The following is a 15,230-nucleotide window of genomic DNA, read 5'->3' as shown; positions in this document are numbered from 1 at the left end:
GATTTTTTGATTGAGCATGTAGTATCAGAACAATAATTTTTACTTTAGGTAGCAAATTCTTCTTATCTCTTAGCTTTCTCTTAAATCGTTATGATCACGTATTCCTCTATCGCCATTCCGGGAATGCAATTTTTTAAACCTACAGCTGCTTGACAGTTTAAATTTATTGGACACAATATGGCATTTATTGAGCATGTGCTTAAAGTTCCCTCCTACGGTTGGAAAAACCAGGAAGGGCAACTGAGCAAACCTACAGCGACACAGTTATTTTCCGAGTTTCTTCGCAGGATCAACATTACGGCGTCCCGTAAAAACTGGCTGCCTTTTTTCTCGTGGGGCTGCACCTTAGGCCTGGCGCCCTTTGCCATCCTGTTTATTGTGATGGAAGTGCAGGATTTTAATGTGTGGTACCTGCTGATGGGATTCGTTTACGGAATGATCCTTATGGGCACGCATGGCACCATCTGGTACCATCGCTATGGCACCCACCAGGCTTATCGCTTCAGCAATAAATTCTGGCGTTTCTTTACTGCTAACCTGGTAATAAAGCTGGTACCGGAAGAATTGTACATTGTATCGCATCATGTGCACCATTCCCTTTCTGATCAACCCGGCGATCCATATAACGCAGAAGCAGGCTTCCTGTACTGCTTTTTGGCTGATGCGAACCATCAACCCATCGCTGAGAACCTGACAGAAAAGGATTATGCCAAAGCCGCAGCGATGCTCCACCATACTGGTATAAAGCCCAACAGCTACCAGCAATATCTTAAATGGGGCTCTATTGCGCATCCTTTAAGGACTGTGGTGGCCACTTTTGCCAACTGGATATTCTGGCTGACTGTATTTTATGCTATCGGAGGCCTTTACCTGACGGCTGCGTTGCTGACCGGTGCATTTATATGGGGCCTTGGCGTAAGAACCTTCAACTACGAAGGCCATGCCAAAGGAGAAGATAAGCAGGTAGCCGGACTGGATTTTAATACAAAGGACAAGTCTATCAACCAGTGGTGGCCCGGCCTGGTAGCCGGCGAATGGCATAATAATCATCACCTTTATCCTGCAAGCGCGCGATCCGGTTTTTTAACGGGCCAGATCGACTTTGCGTGGTACTATATCAGGACGTTGAAGTTAATTGGTGGCATCAGCGCCTGTCGTGATGCAAAGAAACAGTTTATGGAAGATTACCATAAGCCGTACCTGGAAGAGAAGAAAAGGATAAAAGCTGCACAGGTAAAACCGGTCATTTCCTGATCGTCATTGATCATACAATAAGAACATCATTATAGCGCGGCGGCATGGAGATCCCATGCCGCCGCTTTTATTCTACTTTCTTATAGCTATATTTGGTATTTTTATATACATGCGCGTATCCCGCGGGTACCAGTTCCATGTTAAAATTACTGATACATGTTCATTAGAAAGAGAAGATTTAAATCAGCCGTAGCTACTATCAACCAAAAACTAGATGCACTTAACCAGGAATTAGCGGCTATTAATCAAAGAGTTAAACCTTCAGACAGCCCTGCCATCGTTCAGCTTTTCCTGCAAGCCAAAGCCTTAAACCTAATTAATTTCACCAACAGAGAGCAGATCCTGCAGGATATTAAGCTGGCTGAATACAAAGTTTTCTCTCAATGGAAAGATGATGGTATTATCCAGTTCCTGGTAGATTATTTAAACATTCCCAACAAGGTTTTTATTGAATTTGGTGTTGAAGATTATAATGAATCCAACACCCGGTTCCTGCTAATGAATAATAACTGGAAAGGCCTGATACTAGATGGTTCTGCAGCGAACATTGCGGCTATCAAACAACAGGATATTTACTGGAAATACGATCTGACAGCTGTGCATTCATTTGTGACCGCTGAAAATATCAATGATACGATCAGGGCGAATGGTTTTTCGGGGAGATCGGGCTCCTTCATATAGACATAGATGGAAACGATTATTGGACCTGGAAAGCGATCAATTGCGTGGATCCGGTGATCGTTATCATGGAGTATAACAGTGTATTTGGCAAAGAAATGCCCTGGACAACGCCTTACAATGCATCATTCAACCGCACTGCAGCACACTATAGTAACCTGTATTTCGGCGCATCTATCACTTCTTTAACAGACCTGGCAGCAGAAAAGGGATATCAATTCATTGGGTGTAACAGTAATGGTAACAACGCTTATTTTGTAAGAAACGATCACATCGGCGGGTTAAAGGCGCTGTCGGCTGAAGAAGGATATGTGTTATCCAGATTCCGCGAGAGCCGTGATGATAAAGGGAATTTGACATATCTCTCCGGTGAGGACAGGAAGAAGATACTTCACGGGATGGAGATATTTAATACGCGGAGCAATAGTATTGAAAGCATTAGCTGATCATCAGGGCGAAATATTTTTTTTATTTATAAAAAGTTATTTACTTTGGGGCGCGAACTACCCCAAATAGTGGCGTCTACATCAAGAAACGGCTTTATTCGAATCTCCGAAAGCAAATACCAGGGAACCAGCTAAGGGCTTCAATACATTCATCATACTTGTAATCAGGTATTACTTAATTGGGCTTATTGTATTCCGGCAGGACCTATTCTACCGGCTTAACTCTCCTTTTTGACGATCAGGTCTCTTCGTCTTCGGTATCCGATTTTCTCACTATTAAATTATTCGTTATGCAATTGCCAATAAGGAATAATTACAACTTAAAGCCGTTGATCATTGTGATCATTTTCGGCTTGCTGTATGGTTGTAAGAAAAACGATCACTGGCCGCCAAGGGCAAGCGAAGAAAGTGCAGATGTAGTGTACGACTGGTATAAATTTATAGCGAAGATTCAACGGCCTTTAAACCCGCAACCAGTTATCATCCTGAACAACCGGAACTTTGGTTACATAGGAGTGGGCCTGTATGAAACGGTTCGTCCGGGCATTAAAGGGTCTGTAAGCCTGTCCTCCAAACTCTATCAAATGCCCGATATGCCCGAAACGGCGGCTCACCAACATTATTTATGGGGCGCGGCCGCCAATGCAGCCTTGGCTAGCATGTTTAAACAGTTTTTAACCGGCCTGACCGATGCTGATAAAGCCAGTATTGATTCACTGGAAAACGCTAATCGCAAGCGGTTCAGGCTATCTGCTGCTGAGGATGTTCTTTCCCGCTCAGAATCCTTTGGCCGTGCCATTGCTAACGCCATCTACAACTGGTCTACCAGTGATAATTTCAACCTTTCTGACCAAGGATATGTGCCGCCTGTTTTCCCGGGAGCCTGGGTGCGCACTCCTCCCGCTTTTGCCAACCCGGTAGGGCCTTTTCTAAAGGACTCCAGGCCTTTCCTCGAGTATAGCTTAACAGCTGTTGCGCCTGCGCTGCCTGTACCTTATTCGGCAGATCCAAAATCGGATTTCTACCAGGCGGCAAAAGAAGTATATGATGTAGGGAAAAATCTGACCACTGAGCAAAAAACAATGGCGGATTGGTTTAATGATTCCGGTGGCCCAGGAGTAGGCGTTCCGGCGCCCTATCACCTGCTTTCTGTTATAACAGACATACTGGAAAAGCAACATGCAAAACTGGGAAAGGCCGCTGAAGTGTATGCTAAAACAGGTATAGCACAAAAGGACGGTCCTATTATTACATTTAGGTCAAAATATAAGTATAACCTGATCCGGCCGGTTAGCTACATTCAGCAACACATCGATCCAAACTGGCAATCTTATCTCACTAATCCTCCTTACCCGGAGTATACTTCCGGGCTTGTTGGAATATATGGGCCTGTTATACAGGTGTTGATAAGAGTGTTTGGTGACATTCCTATAACAGACAACGCCAATGATTGGAAAGGGGTAGCGCCCCGGCACTATCCTTCTCTTTCCAAATATGTAGAAGAAGCGGCCGTTTCCAGGATCTACGGGGGATTGCATTACCGGTTCACACAGAACGCCAGTCTGGTAATAGGCAAAGCACTAGGCGATAAAATAGCTGATATTGATTTTTCTACTTACAAAGGCGATTATAAATAAGCAAAAGGCCGCTTCCTGCAGGGGAAGCGGCCTTATATCGTACCTGATTATATATCAGGGATTCATTACAAGCATTAAGTCCTCATAATCGTGTGCCGAAGCAAATACAGGAACCGATGCCCAGGCGGCTTTCCCTTTCTCTGCGGTGACCGCATGCATTACCAGTTCCTGCATACGTAATATTACCAGCTGCTCATGCAGTTCACAAGCCTGCCGCAGATCATCGTTGCGGTACCCTTCTGATTGCATATAGCGTTGGTTGGCCTCCTGCAGCGCTTCGTACCCGGTGATAGTGATGCTTTTCTCGGATTCTGCGCTGAAATCTGCCAGCCAGTCGAGATTTTCCCGGCTGTGTGGCGAATCGTAAGCCAGCAAATGAAGGAACCAGCGTTCGTACTGGGTGGTGAAGCTGTTCATTTCCACGTAGATCGCCTTGATGTTTACCTCTTCTTCTTCCGTTGTCACTTCATAAAAGTTGCTGAGCATTTTCCGCAGGGAAGGTTCCAGGTGAAGCAGGTCTTTACCGATGACCTGGTGAAAATCTGTCTGCGGTAGCTGGCTGAGCCTGGTTTCTGTCTCGCGGATGGCTTGTTCAATATGTCCTGCCCGTATCAAATCCAGAATATGTTCCATATGTTTCAACGCTGTTTTGCAAAGAAAACAAAGATAGTTCGATCTTTATTCGTTTTAAAGGCCTATCTTTAATAAATATCGGCTCCTGCCACAGCTTCTTCTGATCTCAGTCTTCGCTTTTCCAGCTGCCATATTTCTCACATTCTAAAATTTTAACTCATGAACATCTTTGTTGGCAATTTAAGCAGCCAGACAACCGGGCAACAGTTATCTGGTCTTTTTTCGCGTTTCGGCAGGATAAGTTCTATTAAAATAATGTTTGACGCCTATACCGGACGTTCAAAAGGTTTTGCGTTTGTGGAAATGCCGGAAACAAGCCATGCTGAGCGTGCTATAAAAACACTTAACAGAAGCAGACTGGACTACCAGTACCTGGTGGTTAACGAAGCAGGGTTCAGGGAGTAAAAGCACTGGTTCCCCTCGCAGCGATACCGGTGGGCCGGATATCTAAAATGAATTAAATCCCCGCAAAGGTTGCGGGTGGCAATATTGCCGTATAAACTGAAATATTACACTATGGGTGATTCTTTTTCAAAAAAAGAACAGAAAAACAGAAAAGCAAAAGCAAAACAAGAAAAAGCAGAGCGTAAGCAAGAGCGGAAAACCAATAATAATAAAGGCAAGGGCCTGGAGGAAATGCTCGCTTACGTAGATGAAAATGGAAATCTCAGCGCTGTGCCTCCCAAAGCGGAAAACAGACATGATATCGCTTTAGAAGACATCAGGATTGATGCAAAACCGAGGCCCGGAGACGTATCGGAACCAACCCTCAACAGCGGATCCGTCTCTTATTTCAACACTTCGAAGGGTTTTGGGTTCATAACAGATGATAAATCAAAAGAAAGAGTATTCTTTCACATTAATCAGCTATCGCAACCCGTAAAAGAAGGTGATAAGGTCACCTTTTCACTGGAAAGGACCCCACGGGGATACAATGCGGTGGATGTAAACCGAAAAGTTTAGATAACACCTGAAATTATGGCGGGCATGCCTTTCTACTCAAAGAAAGGCATACCCGGTATGGCATATTTTTTCATGCCGGCCTCATTGATCTCCACGCCTATGCCTGGCTTGTCGGAGACCGTGATAAAGCTGTCTTTTACCCAATCGCCTTCATAGGTAACGATCTCTTTGAACATGGGATCTGTATGAAAATAAGATTGCCATTCCATGATCATGAAATTGGGCACGGATGCACAAACGTGCGCGCAGGCCATTGCGCCCAGGAAGGAAGCCACCATATGCGGCGCAAAAGGCACGTAGTACAGGTTAGCGAGATTGGCGATGCGTTGCCCCTCTCCCAGCCCACCGCATTTTTGCAGGTCGGGCATAATGATATCAACAGCTCCCATCTCCAACAGTCTGCGGAAACCATAGGCCAGGTAATGGTTCTCACCGGCGCAGATGGGGGTGCTGGTTGATTCCGTGATCAATTTATAGGCTTCTGGGTTTTCGGCCGGTATGGGTTCTTCCAGCCACATCAGGTTCAGCGGCTCCACTCTTTTCGCAATGGCCTGTGCCGTTACGGCGTCATAACGGCCGTGCATATCTGCACAGATGTCGACCGTGGGGCCAACTGCTTCGCGTGCGGCAGCCAGCTGGTCGTACATACGTTGCAGCTCAGCCGGACTGGCCGTCCAGTTATAGCGGTCGTATTTATTAGGGTCATTGGCCTGGTCCAGGTCAAATTTGATCGCGTTAAAGCCCATGCTTTTGGCCTTTTTCGCTGCTTCCGCAAAATCTGCGGGCGTAGGTAGATTGCGCTGATACAAAGCAGTATCGCAGTACACGCGGATCTTATCGCGGAACTTGCCGCCCAGCAGCTGGTATACGGGCAATCCCAGGGCTTTGCCTGCCAGGTCCCAGAGGGCCGCTTCTATGGCCGACAATACGGCCACGTACATACCGGATTGCGCTCCCTGGAAGAAGCCTGATTTCCGGATATCTTCAAACAGGCGATGTACATTCAGCGGACTTTTCCCTTTGATACGTTCCCCAAAATTCTTCACCAGGTAATAGGTGCCGGGAATGGCGTCCACACCTTCGCCGCATCCATGGATATTCTGATTAGTATATATTTTAACGAAAAGGCTGCCTTTGATATAACCGCATTTCACATCGGTGATCTTCAGGTCAGAAGGAGCAGATGCTTTGGGCCTGTGGTCTATCGCCTGTTCATATTGCTGTCCGAAGGCGGAGAAAGCGGCCATTGGCGTCATGGCAGCCATTACAGCAGCCTTGGAGATGAATGATCTGCGAGAGGAGTGGTTTGTCATTGTATGGGTTGTTTTGGGTTTACCATGTTCTTTCTTTCAATAATTCCTGTATCTGGCTTTTGGATACAGGCAGTTCGTTGATATGCTCATTGAGCCATTTAGAGAAATCCCTTTCTATCTCATCGCTCCAGCGGGAGTCGATCTGGCCGGGAGTATATTTCCCTTCACGCAGGCGCTGATGGCCGAACATATCACGCAGGCGCACGATCTCGGAGGTCCTGACCACTTTCTCTGCCAGTTGCGGAGGAATAAAGATCACGCCACCATCACGCCCCAGCACCACATCGCCGGGCAGGACGGTCGCCTTGCCGATGCGGGTAGGCTGATTGATACCAATTAACGTGGTGTTCAATTCACCTTCGGGATTATTGAGGTGATGTGAAGGATGATAGCTGCGGAAAAAAGAGGTAAAAGATCCGATCTCCTTTAATCCTGCAATATCGCGAATAGCGCCGTCGTACACAATGCCGTTACCTGTTTTGGCATAAATGGAATTACCGAGGTTGTCGCCAATGGTAGGCCCATCTTCATAGGCATCGAACTGATCTACCACATACACATCACGCTGCACCAGGAGATCGATGGGCCAGGAGTTTTGCGATTTTACTCTTTTATCGCGTACGCCAAAGCGGTCGATCACCCGGTGGATGTCCGGCCGGCCAGGCATAAAGATAGCCGTGACTGCACGGCCTACCAGCACACTATCAGGGTTAATGGTTTTCCAATCGCCATCAAACTGGTGTTTGTAATGCTCATTGCGTAGCACGGCCCATGCTTCTTCCAGTGTAACGGCTTTCATGCGGTTCAGGATGCTGTCGGGCACCTTGGGGCGACCGTCGGCAAAGCGCTCGCCTTTCCATTCAGGCGTCAGCGCGATGAGCTGTTCGCGGCTGATCTGCTGGCTGTGTACGGAATAGTATGTTAAAAACAACAATACTGTCAGTAGCCAATATTTAACTCTTTGCATCTGCATATATTGAATGGGTTAAGAAAATGCTTTTGTTACGGTGTGCTTATGCTGCAGGTTGCTGATCGTTTCAAATTCATCGGACAGTTTAGTGCTCAGCTTTTCAAATACGCCGAAATAATCCGCATATATGGCGTGGTGCTGTTTGTCCGGTTTATACACATCGGGCAGCTCAACGGTTCTGGCGGCCTGGTCCAGTGTTTCGTAAATACCCATTTCGGTAGCGCTTAGTAGCCAGGCGCCAAAGCTTACGCTATGAAATTTACGCCGCAGGCGTACGGGCTTATTGAACATATCGGCGATCAGCTGGGTACAGAAAGGGATGGTGCCAAAGCTGCCATTTACGGAAAGGCTTTTGATGTTGCGCTGTTCGCTGAGCGTTTTACCGATGCTGTATATTTCGTATAAGATGCCTTCTATGGCAGCGCGCACAAAATGTTTGCGTTCGTGTTTGATGTTCAGCCCAAAATAGGCGCCCCGGGCATTGGCATTCCAGAGCGGCGCGCGTTCGCCCAGCAGGTAAGGCAGGAAGAGGAGCCCATCTGAGCCCACCGGTACCTGTGATGCTTCTTCTATCAGCTGCTGCATGCTCTGTTCTACGTCGAATGGGTTTGTGAAATCGCCGAACTGCCGGGTGAACCATTCAAAAATATTTCCGCCGTTGTTGGTAGGGCCGCCGGATACATAGCATTCCTCTGTCAGTATGTAATTGAAGAAGCGCATTTGTTCATCTTTCAATACAGCGGGGCCCATTACCCGCACGGCGCCGCTGTCTTCAATGGTGATGGTCGCTTTGCCTTCGCCCTTCACGCCGTCGCCTAAAGTAGCGAGGCAGCCGTCGCTTGAACCAATGAGTATTTTCGTATCTGCCCGTAGTCCTAAAGATTGCTGATAGGCTTTTTTCAACTTACCCGCGCTGGCAAATATGGGTGCGAGGCCAGGGAGCTGGGCGGCTGTAATACCGGCATACTGCAGGGCATCGGCTTCCCAGTTAAAGGTATGAATGTTGAGCAGGCCGGTGGCGGAGGCGATGCTGTAATCCATCAGGTACTCGCCTGTCAGCTGCTGAACGATGTAGCTTTTAATAGACAGGAATTTACTGGTTTGCCGGAAGCGCTCTTTATCATGGTTCCGCATCCAGGCAATTTTCAGCATGGGCGACATGGGATGAATAGGCGTACCGGTGGCGGCATACAGGCTTCTGCCCGGCGCGGAGCTTCGCAGTTCCTGCGCTTCTTTTTTGGCCCGGTTGTCTGACCAGGTAATGGCATTGCCCAGGGGGTTGCCGTTCTTATCTACGGCCAGCACACTATGCATGGCGGCGCTGAAGCACACGCTGACCACTTTATATTTTTTAGGATGTATATGTTCATTGAGCAGGTTCTTCATCACGTATAAGGTCGTAATGAATATCTGCTCGGGGTCTTGCTCGGTGCGGTCCGGCTCCGTGTGAAATGAGGGATAATAGCCTTTCATCGAGCCGATCACACGGCCTTCGAGATCGAAGGCAAAGATCCTTACCCCGTTTGTTCCTAACTCAATGGTGACGATGCATTTCATGTTTATAGTCATTATTCATTACGCAAATGATTTTTTCTGAATTCACTCGGCCGATAACCGGTGAGCTTTTTAAAGGTAGTAGCAAAATGCTGCGATGAATAGAACCCGGTATCCAGTGCGATGTCTGTTACACTGATGTCTGGCCGTTTCAATAATTTAATTGCTTCTGAAATACGAATATTGATCAGGTAATTGATAGGCGAAAAGCCCGAATAGCTTTTTACCTTTTCTGTGAACAGCGTAGTGCCCATTCCCACGAGCGCGGCCATTTCTTCCACGGTCCACTGGTGCGAGAGGTCCTGGCGCAGCAATGCTTCCAGGCGCATAAAGGTTTGAGGAAAATCCCGGCCGGATTGCCCTACCTGCTGCGTCATGTGCCGGATCATTTTGATGAGCAGCTCATCTACCTGGTGGTTGACGCGTGTCTGGTAACCGATCTCATGGCCGAGCAATTCGCTGTGGATACATTTGAGGATCTTACCCGCTTCGCTGAACCTGGACAGCACCGGTGAGCTGGTTAACGATAACATCTTGCCGATAGTAGCGCCTTCGCTATCTGATAGACCGCTCCATTTGCCGGGTATGATATAACCGTTGTCCAGCTTCTGCATATCGAGGTGGATCCAGGTAAAGGAACCGATCTCCAGCGTACCGTTATCGCTGCCGAATGGAACGCCGGGCAATATGAGGGCCACATCTCCTGGATAAAAGAAATAGGGTTGATGATTGATGCGCCATTCAAACTTTCCTTCAATGATGTAGTAGATCCTGATGCATGCGGTGACGGTTGTAAGAAATGTATTGAGCAGCATAGCGCCATTCTTCTTCATGCCCAATTCCAGCACGTGCGGAAAGAGCCGCAGTTCTGCTGATTTGCCGTGTTGGAGCACAAATTGGTTCATATGGGTTTATCTATGCTTTTAACAAAGGGCTCCTTTCCGGGAGCGCATATAAAGAAAGGAAATTTATTTATCCGCCGTGTACAAAATCCAACGCCGTGCTATTTTGGAAGTTTTTCAGTGGAATACCGGATAATTTGTCGAAATAACAATAATTCCACGGTATGAAAAAGTATCCCGGCATGCTTTGCATGCTCTTCCTACTTATATCTGCTGCTCATGCGCAAACAATAACAGGGACTGTATCGGATGAACAAGGTACAAAGCTTCCTGGTATCTCCGTGGTGGTAAAGGGCAGCGCCCAGGGAACGACCACCGGCGAGGAGGGCCAGTTCCGCATTAATGCCGCAGGCAATGCTACGCTTGTTTTCAGCTCAATTGGCTTCCAGACCCAGGAGGTGGCCGTTGCAGGCCGCTCCGTGGTAAATGTAACGCTTACAGCCGGGAAACAGGAGCTGGGAGAAGTGGTGGTAACGGCGCTGGGTATAAAAAAGCAGGCCCGTGGATTGGGCTACTCCGTTACTGCCGTTAAACCGGAGGAATTGAGCGTGAACCGCACCAGCAATGTTATGAACGCGCTGCAGGGCAAGGTGGCCGGTTTGAATATTTCCTCCCTGGGCACAGGGCCTGGTGGAACTTCCAAGGTCCGCATCCGTGGACAATCGTCCTTGTCCGGACAAAACAACCCGCTGATCGTTATCAACGGCGTACCGGTTGACAATACCAACTTCAACGACAACACTATCACCGTAAAGGGAGGCGGCGTATTTGCGGACGGTGGCGATGGTTTATCGAGCATCAATCCTGATGACATTGAGAGCATGACCGTATTGAAGGGCGCCCCTGCATCAGCGCTGTATGGCTCCCGCGCGAAGGATGGCGTGATCATGATCACCACCAAAACAAAAGGGACGACCAAGGGCATCGGAGTGAGCTATAACCTGAACTATACCAATGATACGCCGCTGGATTTTACAGATTACCAGAACGAATACGGACAGGGCGAGAATGGTGTTCGTCCAACCGCGCCCAATCCTACTTCGGGAGAATGGTCGTTTGGTGAAAAGTTTGCACCAGGCATGACGCAGATCCTCTTTGATAACCTGAGTGTTCCGTACCAGCCGCAGGGAAGCCGTATCAAGGAATTTTACCGCCATGGCCAGAACGTGTCTAATACCGTAGCTTTTGACGTTAGCAATGACAAAGGCGGCCTGAGATTGTCACTTAATAATACAGATAATAAGGGCATCATGCCTAATAATTCGTTTAACCGAAAGACCATGAACCTGGGCTTCAGCTATAATCTTACGGAGCAATTCCAGGTATCGGGCAACATCAACTATTCGCATGAGGTCAATAAGAACCCACCGAATATTGCTAACCAGGACAATTCCATTCCTACCACTTTGATGGCGCTGTCAACCTCTATGCCACTGAGTGTGTTGGATGCCAACAAGTACAATGCGGCGGGCAATGAAAATCCCTGGTCCAGGTTTACCAACCGGACCAACCCTTACTGGGTGCTGGCAGAACAGTTCCACAACATTAAGCGTGACCGCCTCTTTGGCAACGTCACATTGAAATACAACCTGCTACCCTGGCTGAGTGTACAGGGCAGGTTTGGACAGGATTACTGGTCGCGCGATGAAGATGTCAATAACTTCCCCACGGGCCAGGCTTCCCGGGCAGCAGCGCCTTTCGGCTTTGTGAACGGCGTATACACGCAGGAATCACGCCGCTTCCGGGAAACGAACCTGGATTTCCTGGTGAATGCCAATAAAACCTTTGGCAACCTGGGTGTAAATGTCAATGCAGGAGGCAACCGGATGCGTAAGCGTTCTGACATTAACAATGTAGTGGTGACCGATTTTATCATCAGGGATTTGTATACCGTTCAGAACGGGCGGGCCAAAGACCCGGTGTATACACTGAACGAGCAGGGCGTGAACTCCATATACGGCGCCGCTGAACTGAATTGGAAGCAGACCTTCTACCTGAGTGGTACGGTGCGCAATGACCGGTTCTCTACCCTGTCACCGTCCAACAGAAGCATAGTATATCCTTCTGTTTCCGGCAGCTATGTATTTTCGGAACATCTGCCGCATCTAAGCTGGCTGAATTTCGGCAAGGTGCGGGCGGGCTATGCAGAAGTAGGCAGCGATGGCGATGTGGCGCCTTATTCTGATCAGCTGTTCTATACGGTGAACGCTAATTTCATCACGAATCCCAATGGAACACCGGTGCCCGTGGGCACCAGTAATATCAGCAACAACGCGACAGGCACTACCCTGCCCAACCCTAATCTGAAACCCAGCCGCGTAGCGGAAACAGAAGTAGGCCTGGAACTGAAGATGTTTGACAGCCGTGTAAACCTGGACCTGGCAGCCTACCGGAAGATCACCAGCGACCAGATCGTGCTGGTGCAGATCTCCGATGCATCGGGTTATCTTAATACGCCTATCAACAGTGGAAAAAGCCGCAATAAAGGGTTTGAAGCAATGCTCAACCTGGCGCCTGTAAGGAACCGCAGCTTCAGCTGGGAATTCACCGCCAATACCTCCTACAATATCACAAAAGTGCTGAGCATCATTACCGACAAACCGGGCGAGCGCATTACTACGGGCACGCATGTATTTAACGGAGAGACGCGGCAGGTGGTAGGCCAGGAGATCGGGCAGATAGCCGGTTACGCCTATGCGCGCAATGACAAGGGGCAGCGGATCTTCCAGTCCAACGGTTTGCCACAGCGTACGCCCGATTTCGTGTTGTTTGGCAGCGCCTTGCCGAAATGGGTAGGCGGTTTCCTGAATACTTTCAACTATAAGGGAATTACGCTCAATGTATTCATTGACTATAAGCTTGGCAATAAGATGCTGTCGGGCACCAACTTCAATGCCGTACGGCATGGACTGCACAAGATGACGCTGGAAGGTCGGCAAGGCGGTGTGAAAGGAGAAGGTGTGGATGCAGGCGGTAATCCCAACAATGCCGTAGCGGCTGTGCAAACCTACTGGGAGCATCTTCGCACGCAGCAGATCGTGGAAGCGGTGGTCTACAACGGCGGCTACTGGAAGCTGCGGCAGGTGTCGCTCGGTTATGATTTCACTAAACATATTCCGGCCAGCTGGCCTGTCAAAGGTCTGAAGCTTGACTTTGTAGCCAACAATGTACTGCTCATCAAGAAATGGGTAGATAATATCGATCCTGAAACATTTGGCTTTGGCTCGGATAACCAGGTAGGGCTTGAATCCCCCGGCCTGCCTACCACCCGTAGCCTTGGATTGAACCTGAACGTTAAATTCTAACAACCAGTATCATGAAAAAAATATTCAGCTATAGCTTATTTGTTTTGTTGTTATCGGCTGTTGCCTGTGAAAATGGATTGTCGGATCTTAATGTCAGCAAAACAAATCCCACTGCGCTTGACCCGGCGCTCCTGTTGAACCAGGCGGTGATCAATACCTCCTTCCCGGTAAAATCGCTGGTATTTGATGTGGGCATTGTGCAGCAGATGGTGACGCCGAATGGTGGTGTACTGGCTGGGGCCAATTTCAACCAGGACAGCCGCGATGTAACCACGCAACCTTTGTGGACGGCCTATTATCAAAGCGTGATCAAGAACACGCATGATGCGCTGGTGCGTTCAAAGGATAACCCCGCCAGGAGTAATATGTACAATATGGCGCGCATTTATCAGTCGTATGTATTCATGATATTGACGGATGAATATGGCGACATTCCGTATACTGAAGGCGGCGCCGGCTTTTCAGATAGGATCCTGCTTCCGCAATATGACCGCCAGCAGGATATTTATCCGAAGATCATCCAGGAACTGACAGATGCGGCAGCGGCACTGAACCCTGCAGGCACGATTGAAAACGGGGATGTGTTGTACGCAGGGGATATAGCGAAATGGAAAAAGTTTGCCTATTCTTTGTTGCTGCGCGCTGGTATGCGACTGGGGAAGGTAGATGCAGCCAAAGCGCAAAGTACGGTACAGGCGGCGGTTAACGGCGGTGTGATCACTGTTAATGCAGATAATGCCTATATACGTCACGATGCGAATTTCACGCAGCCTATTGGCAGTACGCTGAACGGCAGTGAAGCGGCCAATTTCTATCTGGCCAAGCCATTTGTAGACCAGCTGAAAAATACGAACGATCCACGTCTTCAATCTATTGCCATCAGATATGTTGGCGCTGCGAGCGGTGCGGACCAGACCGTTGCTGTTGGCAGCACCGATCCTGCAAAGCAAATAGGTATGCCCATTGGAAAAGATAATGGCACCATCGTGGCTGCTGCTACTGCTGATGGCCTGAAGAGCTTTTATGATTACAGCCAGGTGGATCGGCGCAGGATAGTAAAAATAAATTCGCCGGTGTTCCTGGTGACGGCTGCACAGACTAATTTACTGCTGGCGGAAGCGCGCTTCAGGGGATGGATTGCTACCGGTTCGGCTGCACAATATTTTGCGGATGGCATCAATGCGCATATGGACCAGATGGCGGTGTACGATCCTAATTCAGCTGTTCCTGCGGCAGCGCGGGATGCTTATGTAGCTGCGAATCCACTCGTAGCTGGTAAAGAGCTGGAGCAGATCAATACGCAGTACTGGATCGCTTCCTTTTTGAATGGTCCCGAAGCATTCGCTAATTTCAGGAGGAGCGGTTTTCCGGCGCTTACGCCTAATCCTTATGGGCAGCCGAGTAACCCGGATGTGCCGAATGGGACGTTTATCAGGAGACTGACGTATCCAACCTCGGAGCTGAGTGTGAATACGGCAAATGTGAATGCGGCGATTGAACGGCAGGGCGCGGATAAGTTGAGTACGAGGGTGTGGTGGGATAAGTAACAGCAGAAAGAGCCAGGCATTTCCCTTA

At 48.6% G+C, this 15,230-nt stretch carries 13 protein-coding genes; 8 read left to right on the top strand and 5 right to left on the bottom strand.

Going from position 1 to position 15,230, the window contains the following annotated elements; all coding sequences use genetic code 11:
* The first annotated feature begins 177 nt into the window (after positions 1 to 177).
* From ACR9Y8_RS29755 to ACR9Y8_RS29740, 4 genes are all read left to right on the top strand, one after another.
* Positions 178 to 1,254, top strand: a complete 1,077-nt coding sequence (locus ACR9Y8_RS29755) for a fatty acid desaturase (RefSeq protein ID WP_481216943.1) — start codon at positions 178 to 180, stop codon at positions 1,252 to 1,254.
* 156 nt (positions 1,255 to 1,410) lie between these two features.
* Positions 1,411 to 1,935, top strand: coding sequence for a hypothetical protein (locus ACR9Y8_RS29750; protein WP_481216942.1), 525 nt, complete (start codon positions 1,411 to 1,413; stop codon positions 1,933 to 1,935).
* A gap of 44 nt (positions 1,936 to 1,979) precedes the next feature.
* Positions 1,980 to 2,378, top strand: coding sequence for a hypothetical protein (locus ACR9Y8_RS29745; protein WP_481216941.1), 399 nt, complete (start codon positions 1,980 to 1,982; stop codon positions 2,376 to 2,378).
* A 290-nt stretch (positions 2,379 to 2,668) separates the two neighbouring features.
* Entirely contained in the window at positions 2,669 to 4,015 is a 1,347-nt protein-coding gene (locus tag ACR9Y8_RS29740; protein WP_481216940.1) for a vanadium-dependent haloperoxidase, read from the top strand.
* Positions 4,016 to 4,069: 54 nt separating this feature from the next.
* Here ACR9Y8_RS29740 and ACR9Y8_RS29735 read toward each other — a convergent pair whose 3' ends face one another.
* On the bottom strand, positions 4,070 to 4,648 hold the full coding sequence (locus ACR9Y8_RS29735) for a hypothetical protein (protein WP_481216939.1): 579 nt from the start codon (positions 4,646 to 4,648) through the stop codon (positions 4,070 to 4,072).
* Between the two features lie 159 nt (positions 4,649 to 4,807).
* Here ACR9Y8_RS29735 and ACR9Y8_RS29730 point away from each other — a divergent pair, with 159 nt between their 5' ends.
* Together ACR9Y8_RS29730 and ACR9Y8_RS29725 are read left to right on the top strand one after the other, a co-directional pair.
* Positions 4,808 to 5,053: an RNA recognition motif domain-containing protein gene (locus tag ACR9Y8_RS29730; RefSeq protein WP_481216938.1), complete on the top strand. Its 246-nt coding sequence runs from the start codon at positions 4,808 to 4,810 to the stop codon at positions 5,051 to 5,053.
* A gap of 111 nt (positions 5,054 to 5,164) precedes the next feature.
* Entirely contained in the window at positions 5,165 to 5,611 is a 447-nt protein-coding gene (locus tag ACR9Y8_RS29725) for a cold-shock protein (protein ID WP_481216937.1), read from the top strand.
* Between the two features lie 32 nt (positions 5,612 to 5,643).
* Here ACR9Y8_RS29725 and ACR9Y8_RS29720 read toward each other — a convergent pair whose 3' ends face one another.
* The 4 genes from ACR9Y8_RS29720 to ACR9Y8_RS29705 are packed head-to-tail and all read right to left on the bottom strand — an operon-like array spanning position 5,644 to position 10,353.
* On the bottom strand, positions 5,644 to 6,924 hold the full coding sequence (locus tag ACR9Y8_RS29720) for a mandelate racemase/muconate lactonizing enzyme family protein (RefSeq protein ID WP_481216936.1): 1,281 nt from the start codon (positions 6,922 to 6,924) through the stop codon (positions 5,644 to 5,646).
* Between the two features lie 19 nt (positions 6,925 to 6,943).
* Positions 6,944 to 7,891 (bottom strand): RraA family protein, encoded by a 948-nt coding sequence (locus ACR9Y8_RS29715; protein WP_481216935.1) that lies wholly within the window; start codon positions 7,889 to 7,891, stop codon positions 6,944 to 6,946.
* 18 nt (positions 7,892 to 7,909) lie between these two features.
* Entirely contained in the window at positions 7,910 to 9,451 is a 1,542-nt protein-coding gene (locus ACR9Y8_RS29710) for a gluconokinase (RefSeq protein ID WP_481216934.1), read from the bottom strand.
* Positions 9,452 to 9,462: 11 nt separating this feature from the next.
* Positions 9,463 to 10,353, bottom strand: coding sequence for a helix-turn-helix transcriptional regulator (locus ACR9Y8_RS29705; RefSeq protein WP_481216933.1), 891 nt, complete (start codon positions 10,351 to 10,353; stop codon positions 9,463 to 9,465).
* 161 nt (positions 10,354 to 10,514) lie between these two features.
* On the opposite strand from ACR9Y8_RS29705, the gene ACR9Y8_RS29700 reads away from it, so the two are divergent.
* Both ACR9Y8_RS29700 and ACR9Y8_RS29695 read left to right on the top strand, forming a co-directional pair.
* Entirely contained in the window at positions 10,515 to 13,655 is a 3,141-nt protein-coding gene (locus tag ACR9Y8_RS29700) for a SusC/RagA family TonB-linked outer membrane protein (protein WP_481216932.1), read from the top strand.
* A gap of 11 nt (positions 13,656 to 13,666) precedes the next feature.
* Positions 13,667 to 15,202, top strand: coding sequence for a SusD/RagB family nutrient-binding outer membrane lipoprotein (locus ACR9Y8_RS29695; RefSeq protein ID WP_481216931.1), 1,536 nt, complete (start codon positions 13,667 to 13,669; stop codon positions 15,200 to 15,202).
* The last annotated feature ends 28 nt before the right edge of the window (positions 15,203 to 15,230 follow it).

The sequence above is a fragment of the Chitinophaga sp. SVR4-12A genome, from assembly GCF_056754765.1.
This window is presented reverse-complemented; position numbering and strand designations above follow the sequence as displayed.

Coding starts and splice junctions, on each gene's coding strand:
- ACR9Y8_RS29725 (WP_481216937.1), top strand. CDS start 5,165: ATGGGTGATTCTTTTTCAAAAAAAGAACAGAAAAACAGAAAAGCAAAA.
- ACR9Y8_RS29715 (WP_481216935.1), bottom strand. CDS start 7,891: ATGCAAAGAGTTAAATATTGGCTACTGACAGTATTGTTGTTTTTAACA.
- ACR9Y8_RS29710 (WP_481216934.1), bottom strand. CDS start 9,451: ATGAAATGCATCGTCACCATTGAGTTAGGAACAAACGGGGTAAGGATC.
- ACR9Y8_RS29755 (WP_481216943.1), top strand. CDS start 178: ATGGCATTTATTGAGCATGTGCTTAAAGTTCCCTCCTACGGTTGGAAA.
- ACR9Y8_RS29750 (WP_481216942.1), top strand. CDS start 1,411: ATGTTCATTAGAAAGAGAAGATTTAAATCAGCCGTAGCTACTATCAAC.
- ACR9Y8_RS29720 (WP_481216936.1), bottom strand. CDS start 6,924: ATGACAAACCACTCCTCTCGCAGATCATTCATCTCCAAGGCTGCTGTA.
- ACR9Y8_RS29740 (WP_481216940.1), top strand. CDS start 2,669: ATGCAATTGCCAATAAGGAATAATTACAACTTAAAGCCGTTGATCATT.
- ACR9Y8_RS29700 (WP_481216932.1), top strand. CDS start 10,515: ATGAAAAAGTATCCCGGCATGCTTTGCATGCTCTTCCTACTTATATCT.
- ACR9Y8_RS29695 (WP_481216931.1), top strand. CDS start 13,667: ATGAAAAAAATATTCAGCTATAGCTTATTTGTTTTGTTGTTATCGGCT.
- ACR9Y8_RS29705 (WP_481216933.1), bottom strand. CDS start 10,353: ATGAACCAATTTGTGCTCCAACACGGCAAATCAGCAGAACTGCGGCTC.
- ACR9Y8_RS29730 (WP_481216938.1), top strand. CDS start 4,808: ATGAACATCTTTGTTGGCAATTTAAGCAGCCAGACAACCGGGCAACAG.
- ACR9Y8_RS29735 (WP_481216939.1), bottom strand. CDS start 4,648: ATGGAACATATTCTGGATTTGATACGGGCAGGACATATTGAACAAGCC.